16 protein-coding genes, 1 tRNA gene and 1 pseudogene are annotated in these 22148 nt (G+C 56.3%); 3 read left to right on the top strand and 15 right to left on the bottom strand.

Features of this window, described 5'->3' with window-relative positions; genetic code table 11:
* The first annotated feature begins 117 nt into the window (after positions 1-117).
* A tRNA-Leu gene (locus WNY37_RS05630) sits at positions 118-201 on the top strand.
* 74 nt (positions 202-275) lie between these two features.
* Here the strand turns inward: WNY37_RS05630 and WNY37_RS05625 are convergent.
* The 4 genes from WNY37_RS05625 to WNY37_RS05610 are packed head-to-tail and all read right to left on the bottom strand — an operon-like array spanning position 276 to position 4944.
* Positions 276-1505: a hypothetical protein gene (locus WNY37_RS05625; protein WP_342972484.1), complete on the bottom strand. Its 1230-nt coding sequence runs from the start codon at positions 1503-1505 to the stop codon at positions 276-278.
* A complete protein-coding gene (locus WNY37_RS05620; protein WP_342972483.1) occupies positions 1502-2698 on the bottom strand; it encodes a hypothetical protein in 1197 nt (398 codons plus the stop codon). The genes WNY37_RS05625 and WNY37_RS05620 overlap by 4 nt, the downstream gene beginning before the upstream one ends.
* Positions 2699-2701: 3 nt before the next feature.
* Positions 2702-3517, bottom strand: a complete 816-nt coding sequence (locus tag WNY37_RS05615; RefSeq protein ID WP_342972482.1) for a hypothetical protein — start codon at positions 3515-3517, stop codon at positions 2702-2704.
* The gene (locus WNY37_RS05610) at positions 3517-4944 is read right to left on the bottom strand and encodes a hypothetical protein (RefSeq protein WP_342972481.1); all 1428 of its coding nucleotides are present in this window, start codon (positions 4942-4944) and stop codon (positions 3517-3519) included. Before WNY37_RS05610 ends, WNY37_RS05615 begins: the two co-directional genes overlap by 1 nt.
* A 306-nt stretch (positions 4945-5250) precedes the next feature.
* Here WNY37_RS05610 and WNY37_RS05605 point away from each other — a divergent pair, with 306 nt between their 5' ends.
* A complete protein-coding gene (locus WNY37_RS05605) occupies positions 5251-6312 on the top strand; it encodes an AraC family transcriptional regulator (RefSeq protein ID WP_342972480.1) in 1062 nt (353 codons plus the stop codon).
* Here the strand turns inward: WNY37_RS05605 and WNY37_RS05600 are convergent.
* From WNY37_RS05600 to WNY37_RS05550, 11 genes are all read right to left on the bottom strand, one after another.
* Positions 6306-8597, bottom strand: a complete 2292-nt coding sequence (locus WNY37_RS05600; RefSeq protein ID WP_342972479.1) for a TonB-dependent receptor — start codon at positions 8595-8597, stop codon at positions 6306-6308. The two genes, WNY37_RS05605 and WNY37_RS05600, sit on opposite strands and share 7 nt — an antisense overlap.
* A 159-nt stretch (positions 8598-8756) precedes the next feature.
* The gene (locus tag WNY37_RS05595) at positions 8757-10067 is read right to left on the bottom strand and encodes an aminotransferase class III-fold pyridoxal phosphate-dependent enzyme (RefSeq protein WP_342972478.1); all 1311 of its coding nucleotides are present in this window, start codon (positions 10065-10067) and stop codon (positions 8757-8759) included.
* Between the two features lie 40 nt (positions 10068-10107).
* The gene (locus WNY37_RS05590) at positions 10108-12117 is read right to left on the bottom strand and encodes an SDR family oxidoreductase (protein WP_342972477.1); all 2010 of its coding nucleotides are present in this window, start codon (positions 12115-12117) and stop codon (positions 10108-10110) included.
* Between the two features lie 250 nt (positions 12118-12367).
* On the bottom strand, positions 12368-13432 hold the full coding sequence (locus WNY37_RS05585) for a phosphotransferase (protein ID WP_342972476.1): 1065 nt from the start codon (positions 13430-13432) through the stop codon (positions 12368-12370).
* 134 nt (positions 13433-13566) lie between these two features.
* A complete protein-coding gene (locus WNY37_RS05580; protein WP_342972475.1) occupies positions 13567-14727 on the bottom strand; it encodes a CoA transferase in 1161 nt (386 codons plus the stop codon).
* Positions 14728-14879: 152 nt separating this feature from the next.
* Positions 14880-17099 carry a TonB-dependent receptor gene (locus WNY37_RS05575; protein ID WP_342972474.1) on the bottom strand — a complete coding sequence of 740 codons (2220 nt, stop codon included), beginning with the start codon at positions 17097-17099 and terminating at the stop codon, positions 14880-14882.
* A gap of 263 nt (positions 17100-17362) precedes the next feature.
* A complete protein-coding gene (locus WNY37_RS05570; protein WP_342972473.1) occupies positions 17363-17743 on the bottom strand; it encodes a nuclear transport factor 2 family protein in 381 nt (126 codons plus the stop codon).
* Entirely contained in the window at positions 17740-18525 is a 786-nt protein-coding gene (locus WNY37_RS05565) for a phytanoyl-CoA dioxygenase family protein (RefSeq protein ID WP_342972472.1), read from the bottom strand. The genes WNY37_RS05570 and WNY37_RS05565 overlap by 4 nt, the downstream gene beginning before the upstream one ends.
* Before the next feature lie 4 nt (positions 18526-18529).
* The gene (locus tag WNY37_RS05560; protein ID WP_342972471.1) at positions 18530-19369 is read right to left on the bottom strand and encodes a phytanoyl-CoA dioxygenase family protein; all 840 of its coding nucleotides are present in this window, start codon (positions 19367-19369) and stop codon (positions 18530-18532) included.
* 128 nt (positions 19370-19497) lie between these two features.
* Entirely contained in the window at positions 19498-20202 is a 705-nt protein-coding gene (locus WNY37_RS05555) for a TetR/AcrR family transcriptional regulator (protein WP_342972470.1), read from the bottom strand.
* Between the two features lie 309 nt (positions 20203-20511).
* Positions 20512-21273 carry an SDR family oxidoreductase gene (locus tag WNY37_RS05550; RefSeq protein ID WP_342972469.1) on the bottom strand — a complete coding sequence of 254 codons (762 nt, stop codon included), beginning with the start codon at positions 21271-21273 and terminating at the stop codon, positions 20512-20514.
* Positions 21274-21471: 198 nt separating this feature from the next.
* Between WNY37_RS05550 and WNY37_RS05545 the strand changes: the two are divergent.
* A pseudogene (locus WNY37_RS05545) lies at positions 21472-22093 on the top strand (IS6 family transposase); the annotation flags it as partial.
* Between the last annotated feature and the right edge of the window lie 55 nt (positions 22094-22148).

Genomic DNA, 22148 nt, shown 5'->3' with positions numbered 1-22148 from the left:
CCCAGTAACAAAATTTGGCCCGACGTCTTTTGAGTTGTAGAGACCCGAAAGTTCGCTGGAATTCGCCGTTGACCTTGTCTCACGCGGGCCGTATCAACCCGCCTTCGCAACCGGATTGCCCAGGTGGCGGAATTGGTAGACGCGCACGGTTCAGGTCCGTGTGTCTCCCGACGTGGAGGTTCGAGTCCTCTTCTGGCACCAGCTCTCAGAAAAAAACCCTGTCGGCTTACGCTCTGATCGTTCGCCATATCTGTTTCGTTATTCGGCCAAGTAGCTTAATCTTGTTCGTCGGGTATCGCTGGCGGGCTAGTCGACGGACGGTCGCCTGTAATGTCTGCATCGATTTCGAAAGACGTCGGCGCTCCTTGGCCATCCTGAGTTTTATAACCATCTGCCTGTACGCTTGCATCATCTGAATGACTTTCTTGAGCAACTGATTGTGGTGCACTGTAGCGAGGTCCCTTCCAGGTGCTTCTGTTAGAAACCTCATACTTATAGAAGTGGCTTTCCACGGCTTGCATCAACTGCTTATAGCGCAGTTTATCCTGAGGCCCTGTCATGTCGTAGATTTGCACGAAGAACCTGCAGTCTCGTGCTTCTGAGGTATCGAAAAGCGGTTTTGTGAGCATCCGGAATTGGCTTGAAGATAGAGGCTGATCATACATTGAGCTGGAGAGCGGCAAAGCTTCTTGCTCTGCTTCCCATCTAGGTAGCGCATTGTCATAAATCACGATGCCGTCGGGGCGCAGAGCGATATCAAATATGTAGTCTGGCGTTCCCACTTTTCGCGCCCAGCAGGCAGGATACCCCAACCCATCTTGCTTCAATCGCCTCGATGCGTTGGCTAATTGTCCTTCGAGTCGATCCTGAGCCCGCTCGGCGTCTTCTAGAGCTTTGCGCATCGCTTCGATGTCGGCTTTTTCTTTTAGAGCAGCGTCTTCCGCCGCTTGTCGTTCGGCACTCTCTGCTGGCGGTAAAAGCTCTTCCAATTGCTTGGCAATATTGAGCACTTGTTGCACCTGATCGGGAGACACCTCCGAAGGAAAAACTTCGTTCAGAACCTCTCCGCGTGCAGCTGACTCTTGCAGAGCATCCGCAGAGCTCTTGCCATTCTCCGACGCCCGTTCCACAATCCGCTTGGTACGGTGTAACTCTTCAAGATCTCTTTGCTGCTTGTTGACCTTCTCCGTCAAACTAGCGAGCTTTGCTTGAGCCCTGTCTCGTTGCTCAATAGCTAGTGTGAGTTCTCCAAAAAAATCGTCGAAGGTTTGCTCAGCGTCCGAAGGAAAAGAAGCCTTCAGAGTGTCGATTGCCGCAAGCTTTGGTTGCGCACGATTGAGCTCCGCTTTCAGTTCATCGCGTTCCTGATTTTTCGTGACGATAATTGATCCCAGAGCGAGCAGAATTCCAAAGAGAATTAGCAAAAGAGCCTCTGCCACGGTAAAGCCCAAAACAAGTCCGCGGCGATAGGACTGGCGCGTTTCGTTGATGAGTTCCGAGCTCATGCTTTCTCAATGCGCTTAACAATGTACTCGGCCATGTCCGCAAGATCCGAACGAACTTTGGCGACAGACTTCTCGCTTTCCGCCATGCGTTCGGCGAAAAGATTTCCGCTGTTCATAAACTTCTCAGACACGGCGTCTAATTCGCCAACCGTCTTCTTGATGGAGGACAGAATATCGGAGACCTCCGACAAGTCTTTTTTGTTTCGTTGGTCAATTTGGTCGAAGGCGTGATCGAGACGACTTTGAGCTGTCTCCCCCAGAGCGACGATGGATGTTCGGGCTTTCTCGGAATCCTCCGAAAGCCCAGCAATTGCAGCGGTCATTGACTCTGTTGCCGTTCCGAGAGCCGCTATATTCCCAAGACTGTCTTTGAGGTCGTGTGCTGCCTTGGACAGGTTGCTGGAAACAGCGTCGAACTTTTCTGCTTGTTCGCCGAGCTTTTCTGTGCCGTCCATCGCTTGCTTTATTCGGTCCGACTGCTTGTCTAACTCATCCGCATGGCGCTCAAATGCGGCATTAAGCTTGTCCATGGCAGCTTGAACTGGACCGACAAAGGAGTCCTCATCCATATCGAGCGCTTCGACCGTTCGCTTGTGTTGGTCGAGCGTCTTTTCCATCGCCTCAGTGGTGCGAGCGAGTGTGCTTTCGATCGCTTCGTCGACTGATTGTTTCAAGCCAACCTGAAAGTTGCGAAGCTCTCTCGCGCTATGCTCAAGCTCCGTCCGAAAACTGCGAGAGAGCGACAGGAGGCTTGCACGCGTTTCTCGTTCGACATCTGCTGGGTCATCGCGCATCTGAGAAATAACGACTCGGAGCATCAATCCGACAATCGTCGTGACGAGTGCGACACCAAAGTTTCGGAGAATTGCGTCTGCGGCGTTTGGATCGTTGGAAAGCCGGATAATGGCTGCGGCCAGGCTCATCAATGTGTAGAGCAAACCGAGATAATAAACGTTGTCACCGATCTGGTCGGCGCGCGCCCGCATCGAAGGTATAAAGTAGGTACCCATCGCGTATGCCAGCAACAGTGCCACGCAGATCGACATCGAGTAGAGCTTGTTGAACTCAGTAACTTCGATGGCCGAGATCGTTAGAGCGCCCACCACTGCGAAAACTGCAAACATCCACTTTCCTGTCCTGTCCTGGAACCGGCTAGTGGAGCGCGAAACTTTCTGAGCTTCAGAAATCGCCATCCTTCATCCCTCAACTGGAAATACGCGAGACACCAAACCGTTCAGGTGCGCGAAGTAGGACTGCCAAAACTCTATGTGCTTGGCACCCTGAACGTCGCTTCGTGTGGTGCGGCGAATATACCAAAGCTCCACTTGGCCGCCCTTCAGATCGGTCTTTAGACGGCTGTACGAGGGCGTATCAAAATCCGTCTCTTCGATTCCTGCTGGGCTGTAGTGGCTACGCTCTGCGTCATACTCGAGCATGTCGGAAACGACGATGAGGCGGCGGTCGGTCGTGTCGGGCCACCGACCAAACCCCTTAACCGAAGCAGCCTGGATAGCCCGCATCAGCGGCGTGTGGTTGGAGCTTTCGTCTACGATTAAGTCATTGAAGGCCTTTTGCAGCGGAGCGACAAAGGCCGACTGATAGTTCTCTTTGATCTTCTCAGGATTTGAAATCGCCACGTTTGCGTTGCTGCCGTCGCCAGGCCGGCACTTTTCGAAAAGCGGCGTTAGCAAGTCAGCTTTGTCACTTACGGCAAACAGCTCAACGCGCTCGCCCTCCAACAAAGAACCAACGAGCCTATCGATTTGATTAGAAATCGACGCTCGCTGTACTGCGTTTAGGCTATCCGTAGCGTCGACCAGAATCAGCGTTACGCGGGGTGGGGCCGCACCTGAGCAAAGAGTTTCCTCGTCCAAGGTTGGCGCATTGGCTCGCAGGAACGCGCTTCCGAAAAGCACCAAAACAGCAATTATGGCCGCGCCACCCACAACAAATTTGTGAAGATTTGAACCCTTCGATTGGGCACGACGACTTCTTGAAGAGCGACGAGCCATTACAAGTCCGCCTCATCGAGCTCAAAGGAGGAGAGTTCATTGAGGCGCTTGTAAGCGGCATCCAAGTGACCGTTGAGCTCAGTTAAGCCCTTCTCGAGAACATCCTGGCCGCTCTCGACATCGCGGAGCTGACTAATGTCTTCTTCGAGCTCGCGAACTGGGGCGACGAGTATCATAGGCTCTAGCTCCCAGAGCGGTTGATCAAAATGCGCGGGTCTAGGGTCGGTGCGAACCGCTACGTTTTGCTCTCGGTATGCTGCGGCCAACTCATTTGCCGTTGCCTGGAGATAGTTCCCGTAGTCGGCAAGATCAGATTGGAGATGCTCAACACGCTTTTGGATTTCAATCGCTTCAGATTGAGCATTAGCTATGCGCTGGCGGGTCGCGACTAGCTCATTTGTGTGAGCCTCAAAAGCCTCATCGATTGCTTCTACGGCCTCTGCACGCTTATCGTTGAATTCGTCTTGGGCTTCCTGTCGATACGCGTCATAGCGCGAGTAGCTTGGGATCGGATCGCGAAAGGCAAGCGCGTCGACCATCGTGACGACTGAGACAGCAAACCCGATCGCAAAGAGCACCCAAGATTGCATTGATGCTAGATCAAAAGGACCATTGAGCAGCGTGGTAAGAGCTTCCGCTTTCGCGGCATCCGGATCGAAACTCGACAACGCATCCCTAAAATGAGCGACCCCCAAGTTAAAGGTCGTTGCAAACCCTAAAAAGCCGGCCAAGCCAAATAGCCCAATCGCCTTCTTGAGAAATTCGCGTCTCCAAAGCTGGCGGACGCTCCAAAAGACAATCAGCCAACAGATGGAAATGTTGATTGCAGGAATGAGCACCGCCTCCAGGGCTGCGCCTAATATTCCTGCGTCGTTTCCGGCTTCGAAGAAAAAATAGGAGTTAGCCGCAATCTCTAATAGGGCAACCAACGCAACGGGCGTCAGTGCCTTCCATAAATCTAACGGTGGCCGGGGTGATCGCTCGATACCCTGGTCTTCTTTAAAGCGCCGAAAATCTTCGGTCTTTCGCTTGACCTCGCGCTCTGGCTGGATGAGCAGCGCAACCTCATCAGTCGCCTCTTGCTCGAGAGCAAGGCCGGCTCGCTTTGCCATTGTACGGAGCTTGGCGACTTCTAGTCCCTCGCTACTCGCTTTTACCCGGCCAGAGTAGATCTCAAGAGCTCGACGAGCCTCCTCGAGGGTCGTGCCTCTCCAGTTGTCACACCGTCGACGAATTTCGAGCTCAGTTGAAGAGGGAGACGTCGCATCGTGGGGCGGCACATTCTCCGCTCCGTCTTGTCGACCTTTCTCCCCCAGATTCAATTCGTCTTTGATGCGGTCAACATCAATCGCTGAGAATACTTGCGTACCTGGAATATAATCGTGCCTCGGGCGAAATACCTTCTTCGCCATCGCATTGATCGACATACCCACCCCTCTTGGTCCCACTCATATTTGTTGGCACGAAGAGCGATTGTGAACAAGCCGCTAGTTTGAATCGGTGGTTGAGCACCCGAAGTACTGGGCCGGCGCACCAAGCATGTTCCCAGTCGCACGACAAAAGCTATTGTCGACGCGATTGCATAATTGCTGGTCATAGGAAGCTGACCGGTGTGTTCGAAGCCGGTTCTCACGCACGGGAGCGATTCCTTGGGCGAAGACGGAATTAGCGCTGGACTGTACGCTGTCGGTGGTTTTCCATTTCACGAGCCTTGAACAAAGGGGGAGGAAACGATGAAAGCCATGGCCGCGCCTTCCTCCATACCTGTCGTCAGTGCTGCCGCCACAGGTGACATCGCGGCCTTCATTCGCAAGTGCGGACTGGATGCCGAACCGGTCTTTCGGGATGCCGGACTGGATGTGAGGGTTTCCACCGATCCCTACCAGTTGATCGAACTGGCGAAATTTACCCGTCTACTCAAGGCTGCTGAGGAAACGACGCAGTGCGCCACAATTGGAATGCAAGTGGGCGGCCGTCAGGACCCGGCCCGCTGGGGGGCCTTCGGCTATCTGGTCCTCAATTCTCCGACGATTGGCGACGCGCTCAGAAACGTCGTCTCCCACGCCACGATATGGCAGACCGGGACCCATTTCGCCTTCCGGCAGACGAAAGAAGATATCGGCGTCGAATATGCGATTACACATCCTGCTGTTGATGACAGGCCGCAGGACGCCGAGTTCTCAATCGCCTATGTGAAAAACATCGTCGACCGGCTGAACGAGCGTCCGGCCACGCCATCCGATGTCTTCTTCGAGCATGATCCTATCGCAGGCATGGACGCCTACGAACAGGTTTTCGGTGTACGCCCCCTCTTCAATCAGCCGACAAATGCCATCTATTATCCCCGGCTCTATGAGAACAGGCGGATCGCGTTCGCGGACCTGCAGCTCTTCCCCGTCATCAAGCGCCATCTGATGGACATGGCATCCGCCGTACCCAAGAGCGAAAGCCTTGAGGGCGATGTCATCTACCACATCCGCCAGTCTCTTCCGCGCGGCACGGCAACCCTTGAGAACATCGCCGCCGTCATGGGCATTCAGTCTCGCACCCTGCAGCGGCGACTGAAGCAGGACGGCGTCAGCTTTACCGACCTTCTGGATCGGGTCCGGCACGAAACTGCCACCCATCACCTTGCCGAAACATCCATGTCGATCAGTGAGATCGCCTATTTGCTCGGCTATTGCGACACGAGCGCCTTCATCAAGGCCTTCAGGAAGCAGACCGGCACGACACCGTCACGCTTCCGCGATGCGCAAGGGGACGGACCGGCTGGCGGCGCGACTGGCGATCAGTAACGCACGCCGAGCTCTATGCCGATCTGGCTTGGCGCGCCAAGCATCAGCTGGTTCGCACCAATCGTATCGACCAGATCGAAACCATGCGAATAATACTCTTCGCCGCCGATATTCTTGGCGAACAGAGCCGCGTGCCAACGCCCGGACTCGCTTTCCACGCCGAGCTGCGCATTCCATAGCCAGTAGGCATCCTGGGAGAGCGGCTCGGCATTGTCGGAGGTGAAGTAGACCTTGTCCTGATAGCTGAAATCGACCTGGGCAGAGTAAAGCAGAGACCCGAAGAGAGGCCGCTCATACCGGGCCATGCCATTGGCGCTCCATTCCGGCGCCTGGACCAGCGCGTTCCCGGAGAAATCGCTCCCGCTATCTGTCTGATAATCCTTGAGCTCAGTATCGAGATAGGCGAGCCCAAGGGAAAGGTTCAGCCCTTCAGCTGGCAGCGCGGTCAGTTCGATCTCGGCGCCCTGCGTCACGGCATTGGCCGCATTGTCGAGCACCGCGAACGCAACCGGCCCGCCACCAGAGACGACGGTGAAGATCTGCATGTCGCTATAGTCATTGTAGAAGACAGCGGCGTTGAGGCGCGCCAGACCGTCTGCGAGGTCTGTTTTCACACCGAGCTCATAAGCCGTCACCGTTTCCGGGTCATACGGCTTCTGCTCGCTGACGTCGAAAAGGAAGCCGCCATTATAGCCGCCGCCCTTGAAGCCATTGGCGACGCTGGCATAGAGCAGCCCGCCCTCATAGGGCAGATAGTCGAGCCCGACCTTCCAGGACACTTCTTCATCGCTTTGCTCGTCACTGAAGTCGAAGAGCGGAATGGCACCCAGCGCGGCTTCATCGAAGCTCGCTTCCTGCGTGAAGTCCCTGTCTTCCTTGGTGTAGCGCAGGCCGAGCGTACCTCGCCACTGGTCGGTGAATTCGTAGTCGGCCTGGCCAAAGAGAGCATAGACCGTTGTTTCGAGACTATTGACGGTGCGGTAATCGAGCGCTGGCACGCCGATCGCGGCGCCGACCGGATCGAACCCGCCGGGAAACGACTGCGGGTCGACCGATTCAATCAGGGGCCGGAACTCCTTGTAGAGGTCGAGGCTCTGGTCCTGGTCGAGTGTGGAATTGGAATAGAACCCGCCGAGCAGCCAGTTCAGCCTGTCCTGGCTGCCCGCGATCTGGATCTCCTCGCTGATGTCCTCTGATTCCACGCCGTACTGGACGGTCAGGATATCTGCAGGCGACGAGTCACTGTCCTCAAGGAAGACCTTGTCGAGAGACTGATAGCCAGTGATCGAGGTGATGCTGAAACCGTCAAAGTCCCAGATCAGCTTGGCCTGCGCGGCATAGCTGTCGGCGTCGAGATATGCCGGCGTGTTCTGGTCGACGGCGTAGAAGCTGTCAGGGTTCTGGAAGCCCAGAACATTTACGCAATCATTGGCGATGATGGCCGCTGTATCGCACGGGGTCGCGGCATCGAGAGGGCTGAGCGCGCCCTGGCTGCGGTAGCGTGGCCCCGGCTGATCGACAAGCGATCCGTAAACACCGAACTCGCCTGAAAGCGTGTCAGAGAAGTCGACGTCGAGCAGGCCGCGGAATGACAGATTGTCCATTCCGCCGGCATCCGATCCGTCAAAACGGTTTGTGATGTAACCGTCGGAGTCGTTCTTCTCGAAGGCGACCCGGCCGCGAACCGCGCTTGAGATCGGTCCGGAGAGGAAACCGGTAAGTTTCGTGGTTCCGAACTCGGCATACTGCCCCGTGAGGCCAGCCTCGAGCGTGTCGGTTGGCCGGGCTGTCACGAACTTGATGGCGCCGCCCGTCGTGTTGCGGCCATAGAGCGTGCCCTGAGGCCCCTTCAGCACTTCGACGCGCGCAAGGTCGAAGACCTGCATCACCTGCGCGCCCGGCGAAGAGATGAAGAGATCGTCGACATACACGCCGACTGGCCCGAGATTGTTTGTCGCAAAGTCGTTCAGGCCGATCCCCCGGAGGAAGATGGCAGGCTGGTTCCCGGCGCCGGTCGGCAGGCCGATATTCAGGCCCGGCACGAGCCGGGCAAGGTCATTTGAATCAGACAGGTTCGCATCATTCAGTTGTTCGCCGGTGTAAGCCGTGACCGAGATGCCGACATCCTGCAACGACTGCTCCCGCTTCTGCGCGGTGATGGTGACCGTGCCGAGCCGGTTGGTTGCGTCTTCCTCCACCGGCGTTTCGGGGGCCGCCGCCTGCGCGAGGACGGAGGGTGCGAGAGCGAACACTGCAGCGCTCAGCAGAAGAACAGACCTGTACATATCTAAGACCCCTTGTTTGGTTGCGGCGACCCAATCCCACGGGCGCGATGAGGAGAGGCTACGATTGGCTGGACAAGGGGATTAGGACTTTTGCGACAACAAATGGTCCATACGCGTCATACGGAATGGGATTGAGCCGAATTTCCCGTATGTCTGCCGTTAGAGGCGGCGATTGACGTTCCGGATCCGGGCTTCCGTCTGGGTGCTGAAGAACTCCGAGGAGGTCAGATCGACCGCGTCCGCCTCACTGATGCTCTTCTCGACCAGCGCCATCAACTCCTCGGCCTCCTCCATCGTCATGATCAGAGGTGGCATGAACTGCGCACAGACCCGGTCATTGTTGGAGAAGACACAGAAGACGCCGTTTTCGTTGAGGCGGGCGACAGCCGAAATGCAGGTCGCGACATCGACGAATTCGATCGCCTGGAACATGCCGATCTGACGTAGCCCGGCCACCTTGTTGGACCGTTCGGCGAGCTCTTCCACGGCGTTCCGGAAAAAGTCGGAGAGCGCATTAACATGGGCCAGGAAGTCAGGATCGGTTGCATGGTCGAGCACGGTTTCAGCGGCGGCGCATCCGATTTCGCTGCCGCCGAAGGTCGAGAAGTGGATCATCGGATTCTGCTCGTAGACCTGTTCCATCTCATCCCTGTAGACGGTCGCGGCGATGGGATAGATGCCGCCTGAGAAGCCTTTGCCGGTCGCGAAGATGTCCGGCATGATATCGTAATGCTGGAAGGCCCAAGTGCGCCCCGACCGGCCACAACCGGTCTGGATCTCGTCAAGGATCAGCAGGACACCATGCTCGCGCGTCACCTTGCGGATGTGTTGCATCGTCTTTCTGGGGATCACGTTCATGCCGAGCGTTGCCGGGATCGTCTCCAGCGACACGGCAGCCGTATCCTCGTCGAAGAAGGTCTCGATCCTGTCGAGGTCCTCGAGGCTGACCTTCACGAACCCTTCGGGTTTGTAGTTCCAGGCATCGGTGTACTTCTCATCGCCTGCGCCCATGGAGAGACCGGTATGGCCATGATAGCCGCCTTCAAGGCAGAGGATTGTCGACTTTCCGGTGTAGCCCTTGGCCATCTTGAACGCGAAATCCATGGCTTCGCCGCCACCCGAGGCGAAGACCACCCGCCCCATGCGCTCGCCAGAGGATGTCTCGCCGGCAGACTCGACGAGCTTCTTGGCAAGGCGCGAGCGTTCCGACGACATGAGATGGTGGTTGCCGAGATCGACATGGTCGAGCGCGTCGCGCACGGCCTTCACCACTTTCGGATTGCGGTGGCCGAGATTGTAAACCCCGCCGCAGACATGGCAGTCGAAATAGCGCTTTCCATCGAGATCCCAGAAGAAAACGCCCTCGCGCTTGCCTTCCACCACGTCCCAGCCGAACTGCTTGAACAGGGGAAGCTTGTGCTTGGAAAGATAGGTCTCGTGCAGCTGAACGGTCTCGTCGCGGCTCGTCATCGTGGGCATCCTTGGAAGTGTGGGAATTGGGAAATCGAGATCACAGCCCGGCTGGCTGGCCGGCCGACACCGGAAGCGCGACGCCGGTCATGAAAGACGCGGCGTCTGTGGCGAGGAAGGTCACCACGCTTGCGACCTCTTCCGGCTGCGCGCCCCGTTTCAGAGCATTCTGCTGGGCGAGGGCGTCCCGCGCCTCCTCGAACGAGCATCCTTCGAGGCCCGCGATCATTTCGTATTCCTTGTCGCCCATTTCGGTGAGCACCATGCCGGGACAGACCGCGTTCACGCGAATGCCGGCTTCGCCAAGTTCCAGCGCCATGGTCTTGGTCAGGCCGACAATGGCGTGCTTGGTCATCACATAAGCCGACACAAAGGGCGCTGCCCCGAGGCCATAGATGGAGGCGTTATTGATGATATTGCCGCCGCCCCGCTCGATCATGGACGGGATCACCGCCTGGCTGACCTCGATCAGTCCGAGGACATTTACGTTGAAGGCATCCTGGAAGTCTTCCGGGGTCGTCTCGGTAAAGGCGTTGGCGAAAGCGGTGCCTGCATTGTTGAAGAGAATATCGACACCGCCGAAGGTTTCGACGGCAGTGGCCACGACCGCCCTGACCTGCTCGGGCTTTGCAACGTCCATGGGCAGCGCCATGCAGCGGACATTTTGAGCCAGCACCTGAGGCACCAGATCCTCGAATGCCTTGAACCGCTCGTCGCCGGTGACGGCCAGCCGGTCATCAATCTGGCCGCTGGTGCGCGCTGTCATGATGATATCGGCGCCCGCCTCAGCCAGCTTGAGGGCGGCGGCAAAGCCCATACCGCGCGCAGAGCGCGCGCCGGTAATCAGCGCCACCTTGCCCTCCAGCGGACGCGCCGCCTTTATTGAGCTCGCCGGGCGTGTTTCCGTTGTGGGCGTCGTCGCTTCAGCGGGGGCCCCGGCATCGGCCAGATACTCAGACGCGAGCGCACAGACGCCTTCGACGAGGGCTGGGCCAAGCTCCTTCGCCGCTTCGGTTTCTGCGCGGCTCTGGGCCCATGCCATATAGCTGAAGCCGCGCGCCAGAATCAGCCCGGGAAGCAGCGCCAGATGGTCATCCGGCAAGGAGCGTTCCGAGCGATATCCCTCAAGCAGGCCATCAAGGGCGGTATCGAAACCCGGCTCGCCCGCGAGGAAGAAAAGCGAGGTCGCCAGATCCATCAGGTGCCAGCCAAATCCGCAATCGTCGAAGTCTATGATCCGCAGCGTGTTGCCGTCCTTGAGCAAATTCTCCGGCAGGAAATCCCCCTGCGTCAGGCCATAGCGGTCAGCGCTCTTGCCATATGCGCTGAGTTCGTCGCGCAATTTCTCTCGTGCGGCGAGGAGGAGGCGGCGCTGGTCATCGCTCAGCAGGTCATACTTCCAGAAACATCCGAAATGGCCGTCGTCGCCAAACAGGCCCTCTTCATCCCAGTGCCGGCGTGTAAAACCGGCAGGCGGCGTCCAGCGCTCGGTAAAATTATGGATCTGCGCAGCCAGCCTGCCTGCCAGGACATGGTTCTCCCGCAGATTGCCGTCCGCTTCACCCGATTGGCTTTCAATCGCCCCGATAGGCGCACCGTCGACCCAGCCAAGAATATCGATCTGGCGCGGCTCGGGCACTTCAGGATGCTGAAGCGTGACGAACTGGTGTCCCTCTTCTGTCGCAATGGGTTCGGGCGTCGCAATCCCGCCCTGGCGCAGGGCGTCCATGAGCACGAGTTCCGAAGCAAGTTCAGCGTCGGAATGATAATTGGCGCGGTGCACGCGCATGGCGAAGCGGCCGCCCTGCTTGGGCTCGACTTTGAAGACTGCATTCTCGCGGTATTTTATAAGCGTGACCGCGGCATCCTCGAAGCCCCACTCGCCCAGCGCTGCGCGGCCGAGTTTTACCAGCCTCTCGACCTGCTCATCCTGCGGCAGGGCGTAAAAGGTCTCTGGAGCGATAGCACTTTCCTTGCTCTTGTCTCCGGCCTTGTTTTTCATCCAGTTCAGCATCGCCGCCCTCGCCATAAAGAAGTTGTTGCCGGCCAAATCAGGGCCGCCATTATGCGATGAGACGATAAGAGGACGAGGCTAGAGCGCGTTGTGAATACACGACAATGAATATGCCATAGGCGACAGACGTTCGTGTTATGACTTGCGCGAGGGTCATCTCCAGCTCAGTTGGCCGGATACTTCCTACTGTTCCGAACAATGCGGTGGGCCAGTCCTGACAGATGCTGACTTCATCACCTCCTGGCGCACAAAATCCTCTTCATGATCTGCCAGGTTCCCAGCAACGTCACCTGCGGGCAATACCAAGTGCGTCGAGGACATCATGATCTTCTGCGGCAACGGTCACGACCTCGCCCGCCGCATTGATCATGTCGATTGGACCCGCCTCGATCGGGTTGCACGCGCCGCTCGGCACCGCATGGGCCATCTGCTGGCGGTAGATCAGCCAGGCCTGATCAAAGGAATAGACGTCCATGCCGGCAGAACGCGCGGCGTCGAGATAGTGCCGCAGAAGGCGCTGCTCTTCCTTCCGGCGATCCTCGACCGAGAGCGCGCTCACAATCAGCCAGGAGACGTCGTGCATGTGTGTGCCGGCGAAATAGAGCTGGAAATCGAGAACACCGGGCGTTCCATCGCGCTCGAAGAACATGTTTCCGCCGTGCGCGTCGCCGTGGCAAAGCGTTTTGGGCGCAGCATCGTTCAGCTCCCACAGCCGTGTCAGCGCGTCCCGCAGCAGTTGGGGGTCCGGAAACACCCGATCGAGGCGAGGCCCGAACTGGCGTGTCTTCAATTCCTCCCAGTGCTTGTCGCGGAGCACGTACTGGAAGAACTCTCTCTGCGGCTTTTCAAACCCGTCTAGCCCCTTGAGCCGGGAGTCATCCGACCATCGCGCGTGCATGCGGGCGAACTGCTCCAGCAGGGCCGCGACCTCGTCGACGGTGAGCGCGCCCCAATTGCCGAACCTCGCGCCGCGCGTGGCCACGATATCTTCCAGCATTGTGAGGCCCTGCCGCTCGTCATCGCAGGCGGCAAAGTAGCAGAGTGGAATATTCATCGGCACATCTTGCGCCATGTCGTTGAAGAAGCGGACTTCCTGCTGCAGGACGACCCAGTACCGATTTAGCTGCTTCTCCGTGAACCCGCCCTTGATGTAAACGGAGCCGGGCGGATCGCCGACGCTTCCGCGGTCTGAGTATTCCAGCGAAAACGTACACGAGGCGGACGTCCCGATCCGGTCCCCGCTGCGGGTGAAATTGCTGACCTTTACGCCTGGGAATTTCACTGAAAGCGCTTCGGTGAACCAATCGGTTGTAAAGTCTTCGAAGGCGTGTGGCAGCATGAGTTCACTCATAGCGAATATCCTTTTTACAATTAAAACACTTGTATAATTTAATCGGTGACCTGGGACCTCAGGAAGTCATGAGGAAATGCGATGAACGGGCATTGTTTCAGGGGAAATTCCAGGTTCTACGTACTGAGCCGCTCCTACCCGGTTTGACTGTCTTTATCTCCGGCGCCCGGAGAGCCAAGAAGCTCGGCGTTGTGTTCTCCGAGCCTGGGGGCCCGACCTCTCGGACCTACAGCTGAACGGCTGAATGAAGCCGGGAAGTTCAGATGGCGGATCGCGCCGTACTCGCCGTCCTCGAGTTCTGTATAAGCCCCCGCATGCAGCGCCTCTTCGCCCTGCATGAACGTCGCGATATCGTTTACAGGCCCAAAGGGAACACTGTGTTTGGACATCAACGCCAGAAAGTCTTGCGTAGACATCGCTGAAACGATGGGCGCCACCTCCTTGTAAAGCAATGGAGTATTTCGCACGATCGACATCGCATCGCCAAAGCGGGGGTCAAGTGCAAGGTCCGGAACTCCGAGGGCTGTACAAAATTGCAGGCATTGTTTCGGCTGCAGGATCATGCCAATCACCCGCCCGTCGCGCGTATCGAGCGTGCTGAACATCCCTACAGGCCTGTCGACCACAGGGAATTCAGCGTCCCGGAACGTATGGTGATCCATGTTTTCCAGTAGCATGAAGGCCGCGTAGGCCGCGACCATATTCACAACGACTTTCTGGCCAACCTCTCCGTTCCGCTCCTTGTCGAGAAGGGCCGCCATTACCGAGTTTGCGGCCCAGATGGCTGTGATTTTGTCCGCAATGACGGTGTGGATTGCCTGGGGTGCGCCAGGAGTACCTTGCAAAGGCATGAAGCCCACAACGCCCTGCACAACCGGATCATAGGCCGCGCGATCCTTGTGAGGGCCATCTGCACCAAAGCCGCAGACTGACACATAGATCAGCTTTGAATTCAGAGCCTTGAGGTCTTCGTAACCGAAACCGAGCTTCTCCATTACTCCGGGGCGGCTATTTTCCAGAAAGATGTCAGCATTTCGTACTAAGGCCCTGACCTGCTCACGCCCTTGTTCGGACTTTACGTCAATTGATACGCTTTTTTTACCCCGGTTCACCTGCTCGAAGTAAGCGGACATATCGCGGTGGATTGGATCGACATGTCGTATGACATCGCTTCCCGGAGTTTCCACACGGATTACTTCAGCGCCGAGATCGGCAAGAATTTGGCTGCAATATGGGCCGGAAATCAACGCGGACATATCAATCACACGAAGTCCAGAACAAGGTCCAGGTTTCATCCTATACTTCCTTTTTTGTTCGGCGGTCCTGGTGCCGTATCCCTGCCAGCATCGCCGGATTTCCGGCGGCGCAGTTCAGAAGACACGTATTCGTAGAATGCTTGGGGTACGGGTTATTGAGGCCCGTACCCCAAGTGCCATTCTGCCAAGGCCTAGCGGTGAATGCTGAATTGAAGCGCTACCGTGCGAGGGGGCGCGAGAGAGGCATTGACGACACCGTTGATGAAGGTTGATGCCCGCGCATATGCAATCGTTTTCTCATCAGTCAGATTGCGACCGACCAAGGCGAGATCCCAGCCCTGAGACGCATTCTTCAACATGATGCGTGCGTTCACTTTCGTGTAGGCATCCGTACACGGTATCGTATTGCTCGGCGCTGACCCCGTGCAGGTGTTCTGGTTTCTCAAAGACCAGTACAGTTCTGAGGAATAGTCGATCCCGGCTTCGGCGGTAATTTCCAGATCATCGCTAATGGGAGCATCATACCGCAAATTGGCACTACCCGACCACTCTGGCGTGTTAAGTGGCCTGAGGCCATCTGCCTGCGGACTGAGATCTGTCTCATACGAAACATCTGCATATGTCGCTGTCGCGTTGATACCCCAGCTTGGTGTAAAATGGTATCGCGTATCGAACTCGAAGCCTCGAGACGACAGGTCGTACGGGCTCGTATCAAATCGGGTTCCGTTGAACAGGGCTTGCTGCAGCGCCTCAATCTGCGTGTCGAATGCGGCTATATTGAAGTAGCCCCCATTGAAATTGATCTTGGCGCCGATCTCAAAGCTGTCAGCCGTTTCTTTTGGCGCCGACGAGTTTGGAATATTCGTCGGCTGGGCAATAAAGCCCTCTCCTTTCGAACCTCTAGAGAAGGACGCATAGATCATGTGATCATCGTTCAACTCGTATTGAAGGCCGATCGACCCATCCACTGACGTTTCGTCGATTTCCGGTGGGGAGCCCACGAGATCAGGAAACAGGAAAGTGGTGAAAAGCCCGGAACGGCTTGCAATCCGCATGTATTCAGCTGAACGTTTTTCATTTGTGACCCTAAGGCCGAGGCTGCCCGTCAGGCGGTCATTGAACTCATAATTGGCTTGCGAAAACAACGAGTACGTATCTGTGGACTGGTCGTAATTATCCTGGTTGGCCCCGGCTATGGGAGACCCTCCGGCGATACCCGCAGCGAGGTCGGAATAGATGTCGTACTTGCGATGAATGTAGAAGTCTTCGTTTTGATAGTAGAGGCCGGCCAGCCAATTGAAGCGGTCGCCTGCCGGAGAAGCAATCCGCAATTCCTGGCTGAATTGCTCGTTGCCATTTTTGACGGGGTTCTGGTCTGCCCAGAGGCCTGGCCCGATATCAGTATCGAAGAAGCGCACCTGGTTGTACTCAGCACCTGCCGTGACCGAGGTCAGCGTATAATCACCGATGTCGTAATTCAGTGTAAGGATGGCCCGGCGGCCTGTGGTTCGATCCTTGATATCGCCGAAGTTCGAGCCTTGTACCTGATTTTTGTAGTTGAGCCGAGCTTCTGTCTGAATGCCTTCCAGCGCACCCCTGGCCGCAAGGATACCCAATGTGTCCGACGCGGCCTCCTCTGAACTTCCAATCATTTCGACTTCATAGTCATTGTAGGAGAAGATGGCATTGAAGCGGGCTGCAGGGGTCCAGACCGCCGTAAAGCGGCCGGCCAGGCTGTCGTTGCTCTGCTCGGTTCCGAGCGCGGTGTTTTTCACTGGGCCGGTAGCATTCATCGCCTGTCCAGCAAGCCGGAAGGACAAGGTATCGGATACCGGCAAGGTCACCCCCACATCGACGATGCTGGATCCCAACTCCATCTCGTACTGTGTCGACAGGTCGTAGCTGAACTCGTGGCCAGGTTTGCGCGTGGTCAGGCTTATGGCACCGAGGCTGGTGTTCTTGGCCAGCAGAGCGGCCTGCGTGCCCTTGATCACCTCAAGGCGCTCAAGGTCATAAAGTGGCTGATTATACTCACTCACACGACCAAGATATGTGCCATCAATAAACAGGGCGACGGACTGCTCAAAGGACTCAGAACCTCCTCCCGTACCAAGACCCCTGATCCGGAATGTCGGGATGTTGTTAGCGTTCCGTGACACGGTCAGCCCCGAAGTAACGGCGGTGACCTGCTCGATTGTTACTACTGCCTTTGCGCGAAGGTCTTCTTCACTGACAGCAGTAACGCTCAATGGGACATCCTGCACGCTTTCCGCGCGTTTACGGGCTGTCACGACAACTTCCTTCATTACAGCCTGGTCGGAGTCATCATCGCCAACCTGAGCCGTAGCAGCCGGCGCTAAAATCGCGGCCATCGCGATAGCGAAGACAGCTTTGCCTGTGATCTTTCTCATTTATTTCCTCCCATATTCCTCAGCGGCGCGCGCGGACGTGCGACCTTGAGCGCATAGCCAAGGGTTGGCGGCTAATGCCGCGCATTGGTGTTATCCGTTTTCCTATGAGGAGCGGCTGCGCCTTTGCTCCAATATACTTGTGGCTTGCGCTCTCGCATCGCCACAGGACTTGTCTTTAACTGAAACGGCTTCAGCCCCTGCCTTTGTTTATCTCAAGGGGGTGATGCCGAATTTGATAGTATGACTTTATGTCCCTCCCTTTTTCATACGCTGATATACTCATTAAGCCGTGAAATGCGCCCGCCACGCACGGTTGCGACAAGACAGATCGGTTTCGTGCTGCCCTGTTGCGAGGCACCGCGCATCCTGGTTGTAACGAGATGCTCTTGAACAAAGCCAAGCTCCGTGCGGCTTCGCGAAACCACCCGAACTGAGACCTCATCGAGTGACAAGAACCAAAGCCGGGCTCGCTCGACCGCATCGTCTTTTGGTTGCAACTGCTGATCATGGCTATGCCAAACAAGCGCCTCATCAGTGTACAGGGCAGCAAGAGCTGCGGCATCGCGCTCCTCGATGGCTCTTGTGAACGCCTCTGCCACAATGAGCGCGTCATCTGGGGTACGTTCAGCGGCGGCGCTCTTCATGACACATCAGCCTTGCTGGAGCGAAGTGTTGGAATTTCTCCGACATCCATGCCCATCATGTTCCACAGGCTGGGAGTGAATTTTCCTTCGAGTTCTGGTGAAACGAAGCGGTACCAAGGCCTCTGCAGGATCAGGAACGGTCGCACATAATAAGCAAACAGACCCGTTCTCGATTGATCCGTCGTCAGATTATCGCCCGTCTGATGCCACGTCCGTCCATCTATTGCGAAGAAGGACCCTGCTGGGCATTCGATGGCCTTCTCATCGGGATAACCTCCCTCTGGGGCTGGTCCGTGGCTCTTGTGATTACTCCCGGGAACATAGACCGTTCCACCATTTTCGAATGTGAAATCATCTATGGCCCAGCCGATATTGATCGCGAAAGGGTATGGTGGCCACGGGGCCGGCACGAATCCCTGATCGGCATGCATATACATCCGCTGGGAGCCTGGGCCTGTGACATTCCCACTGAAGTTTGACAGTCGAAAGTCTTCGCCCATGGCATGTTCAACGAACGTCAATGCGAGCGGATTCTCGGCCAGCGCACGGAAAGCCTCATGCTTGAGGACAAGATCTCGTATCCGAATATTTCGATCATCTGGATCATAGGAGAAACCGGTCAACTGTTCGCCACGCGCCCTATCCGTGGCAATGACCTCTTCTACGGCGTCGCGAACGTGCTGAAGCTCAGCTGGCAGCAGGACATTGGTGACGATCGCGACACCCTCTTCATCAAAGGCGGAAAGCGCATCAGACAGATCAAAGGCTTCGGCGTTAAACATTATACTATTCCTGCTTTGCTTTTTTGTCGTCGCTTGCGTGCCAAAGAGGTGGAAGGCCATTCACCATGCCAAGCCCGCGAGTGCGATAGCCAAGCAGGACCTGAAGCTCTCTTGAGGCCATTTGAACAACAAGGGGATTCACCGACAGGAACATGTTTTCCTGAGTGCGGTAGATATTGGTCACATAGTTCGCGAACAGTCCGGCACGAGCCTGGTTCTTGCTCCTGTTTGCGCCCGTCTTGTGCCAGAGACGTCCTTCAAATGCGATTAGCGATCCAGCAGGCACAATCCCCTGAATGCCGTTCTGGCTCTGGCTTTCCTGGCTTGTTGGCGAACGCTTGAGGCGATGACTGCCGGGTACGAAATGTGTCGCCCCGTTTTCCAGCGTAAAATCATCGATAGCCCAGCCGATATTAAGGCTTAGAGGCCGGTCCCAGACGCCCGGCACAAAGAACTGATCGGCATGCAGTGCGCCTGCATCTCCGCCTGGATAAGCTATGTTGGCCGAGAAGCTGGACAAAAGGCAGGGCCAGCCAAGCACGGCCCGCAAGAGATGCAGCACTGTAGGATGCTCGGCGAGTTCAACAAAAACTGAGTTAAGGCTTAGCAGATTCCATATCCGATGGTTTTTGTCGTCATAGTCGAGTTCGAACTGGTCTATGTGGTCACGTGTCTCGTCATGCTCGGCGGCATCATAGACAGCGTGATGGGCTCTCTCCAGTTGCTGGGAGGATAGGACGTTCGCAATAAGGCAGATGCCGTGATTTCGAACGTTTGATGCTGCTTGTTCGAGTTCGCCAGGCCCGATCAATCGTGGCAAGTCGGCTGTCTGCATCTGCGGCATTACGTACGCCCTCTCCCTGATCTGGCCCACTCTGCGCAACGCGCTGGAGAGCACTTGAGAAGAGGCATAGTTTAAGCGATCGCATTAGTCAATTGAATTAATCGATCGCATTAATCGTGCTCGGACGTTTACTCCGAGGAGACGGGTGCCATCAGAAGGCCAACCGAAGTGTCGACAATATTCCGCCGTGCATCATCTTTGATCCAGACGCTTCCTTGCTCGTTTGGGTCAGCCAGGAAGGCTTCATATGCGCTAAGTGTCGCGAGCTGATACCATGCGAAAAATACGAGCCGCTGCCGCATGGTGTGCTCTGGAATATCCGGAAGAAGCTCCGTGATCATCTGAAGTAAATAGTTGAACGAGGACATGTCGACGGAGTCCGCCAAGCTGCGGACAGATTTACGACGCGTGCAGAACACGTTCATCAGGAACCTGGTCACTGTCGGGCTTGAATCGGAGTCTGTCCCCCATTCAGCTTCTTGCACAATGACTTCCACAACATCGCGAACCGTTTTTGGCCCCCCACGCGCTTCAAGCGCTTGCAACCGGGCCTCCCAACGCTGTGCGGCATACTTGAAAATGTCTGCCATCAGCTCACTGATGAGGTTCTCTTTGGATCCGAAATAGTAGTTCAGCAGGCTGGAATTCCTTGCCTCGACTTCTTTCATGATGTCGCGCGTGCTCACCGCCTCGACGCCGCGTTCCGCAATTAATTTTCTGGCGGCAGACTTAATTCTGGTTCGCGTATCATCCTTATCTGAGGTGATGTTCGCGTCGTTAGAAGATGATTGGGCCATGGATTCTCCGGACCAGATCAGCGGCTGATCCTTCATGAAAAAGAGACTCGGGACTTGCCTGAGTTTATCGTCACTCAATGTGAATGTGCTATCGAAATTACATAGTCATGGCACTGCCCGAGGACAGGACCGGTAAGGCATGCTTAGACACAATTGATTGAGCATTGCAAACCCGAAGGTTTAGGGCTCTGAAAGTCTCTTCAGGAAGCTTTTACCATCACTTCCGAGATATGGATGACTTCGCAGCTTGGCAGCAATAAGGCGCATACTTACTGCGCCCATTGGCACGCCCTTTCCAATCAAGATGAAGTCAGCGCAAAACAAATGTTTTCAACGAAAACCGCTTCAACAGCGCGAATAACCACCATCGACAGTCAGCGTGGACGCCGTCATTCCACTGGAAAGGTCTGAGAGTAGGAATGCAATCGAGTGGGCGACCTCTTCCGGATCAAGAAGGCGCTGCATGGGCACCTCCGAGATCCAGCGCTCAATCATGTCAGGCCGACGCGCTCGCGCCTTTGCGGTCAATTCCGTATCAATATGGCCGGGCTCGACAGCATTGACCCGTATACCCTCCCGTGCCCACTCGATACCAAGTCTTGCCGCAAGAAATGACATGCCCGCCTTTGACGTCGAGTACGACGCAACAACGAGCGGTATTGTGTTGATCGTCCCGGCGATCGACGAGACCATGACCACCGAACCTCCCCGCCCACGCATATTTCGCGCGAAGGCTTGCGCCGTGTAGAAAGCACCGTCGAGATTGACCGCAAATGTCTTGCGCCAATCCTCCGCAGACAAATCGAAGGAATTGCCAGGCCACGCACCCGCAGCATTGGCAACCACGCCCCATACAGGCCCAACCTCCTGCTCAATTCTGCCGGCCAAGACGTCGGTCGCCTGCGGGTCCGTCACGTCCTGCTCGTAAAAGTGTACGCGCCCGTCAAATTCATCGGAAAGTGCCGCAATCGCCGCCCGCCCCTTCTCCGCGTCACGTCCGGTCAGCACCACGCGGCCACCATGCTTCAACAGGAACCGGGCCGTCGCCATGGCAATGCCACCATAGCCGCCCGTGATGACATGGATCTTTCCATCCAAACCTTGCAAAGCTTTCTCCCCTTTTTTTGCGCACAATAATGCGATCGTTCAAAAGCTCAACTTATAAAAAACAAATGTTTTAATCGACATCGCTCGCACAGACATACACAATGGGCGTATCCATAAATTCAGGGCAAACACACTACGGGCATTGTCAGCGCAACAAAGCCAATTGAGCGGGTCGGCTATCCTGGCAAACGTCGCTTCATGTCCCGAAATCCCTTCCGCTACTTCAAGACGTCTCCAGAGGTCATCCCGCTTGCGATGATGCTATATGTCGGGTTTCCGCTCTCGCTTCGGAATCGAAGATCTTCTCCATGAGCGCGGAATTGATGTCTGCCACGAAAGTATCCGGCTCTAGGTCGATCGGTTCGACCCGATATTTGCCGGCAAGATTCGCGTGAAGCGCGCGTCTTTCATGCGTCAGGTCACACAATGGCAATGGCACCTGGATGAGGTCTTCGTGAAGATCAATGGAGAGGCCCACTATCTCTGGCGCGCCGTCGATCACGAAGGCGAAGTCCTAGAGAGCTATGTCACGAAAACCCGAGATAAATCAGCGGCCTTTAGGGTCCTGAAGAAAGCGATGAAGCGATATGGCGCACCAAGGACTGTCGCGACGGATCGTCTCCGGTCCTACGGAGCCGCAATGAAAGATATCGGGAATATCGGCCGCCAGGAGGTTGGTCGCCATCTCAACAATCGGGCTGAGAACAGCCACCTGCCGTTCCGGCATCGAGAGCGTCGAATGTCCAATCTTCAAAAATTCGCTTCGACCCACGCCTCGTTTCACACTCGCTTCAATCTTGATCGCCACATCAACCGACGCCAGAGCGAGATTGTTTGCAGGCTAGCAGAGACGAGAGTTTGCATTAGTCTGACGA

Origin of the sequence: Henriciella sp. AS95 (genome assembly GCF_038900055.1) — a bacterium.
Classification (GTDB): domain Bacteria; phylum Pseudomonadota; class Alphaproteobacteria; order Caulobacterales; family Hyphomonadaceae; genus Henriciella.
This window is presented reverse-complemented; position numbering and strand designations above follow the sequence as displayed.

Bases quoted from the DNA above. Each gene is read 5' to 3' on its own strand.
- WNY37_RS05625 (WP_342972484.1), bottom strand. From the start codon at position 1,505: ATGAGCTCGGAACTCATCAACGAAACGCGCCAGTCCTATCGCCGCGGA.
- WNY37_RS05620 (WP_342972483.1), bottom strand. From the start codon at position 2,698: ATGGCGATTTCTGAAGCTCAGAAAGTTTCGCGCTCCACTAGCCGGTTC.
- WNY37_RS05615 (WP_342972482.1), bottom strand. From the start codon at position 3,517: ATGGCTCGTCGCTCTTCAAGAAGTCGTCGTGCCCAATCGAAGGGTTCA.
- WNY37_RS05610 (WP_342972481.1), bottom strand. From the start codon at position 4,944: ATGTCGATCAATGCGATGGCGAAGAAGGTATTTCGCCCGAGGCACGAT.
- WNY37_RS05605 (WP_342972480.1), top strand. From the start codon at position 5,251: ATGAAAGCCATGGCCGCGCCTTCCTCCATACCTGTCGTCAGTGCTGCC.
- WNY37_RS05600 (WP_342972479.1), bottom strand. From the start codon at position 8,597: ATGTACAGGTCTGTTCTTCTGCTGAGCGCTGCAGTGTTCGCTCTCGCA.
- WNY37_RS05595 (WP_342972478.1), bottom strand. From the start codon at position 10,067: ATGACGAGCCGCGACGAGACCGTTCAGCTGCACGAGACCTATCTTTCC.
- WNY37_RS05585 (WP_342972476.1), bottom strand. From the start codon at position 13,432: ATGAGTGAACTCATGCTGCCACACGCCTTCGAAGACTTTACAACCGAT.
- WNY37_RS05580 (WP_342972475.1), bottom strand. From the start codon at position 14,727: ATGAAACCTGGACCTTGTTCTGGACTTCGTGTGATTGATATGTCCGCG.
- WNY37_RS05575 (WP_342972474.1), bottom strand. From the start codon at position 17,099: ATGAGAAAGATCACAGGCAAAGCTGTCTTCGCTATCGCGATGGCCGCG.
- WNY37_RS05570 (WP_342972473.1), bottom strand. From the start codon at position 17,743: ATGAAGAGCGCCGCCGCTGAACGTACCCCAGATGACGCGCTCATTGTG.
- WNY37_RS05565 (WP_342972472.1), bottom strand. From the start codon at position 18,525: ATGTTTAACGCCGAAGCCTTTGATCTGTCTGATGCGCTTTCCGCCTTT.
- WNY37_RS05560 (WP_342972471.1), bottom strand. From the start codon at position 19,369: ATGCCGCAGATGCAGACAGCCGACTTGCCACGATTGATCGGGCCTGGC.
- WNY37_RS05555 (WP_342972470.1), bottom strand. From the start codon at position 20,202: ATGAAGGATCAGCCGCTGATCTGGTCCGGAGAATCCATGGCCCAATCA.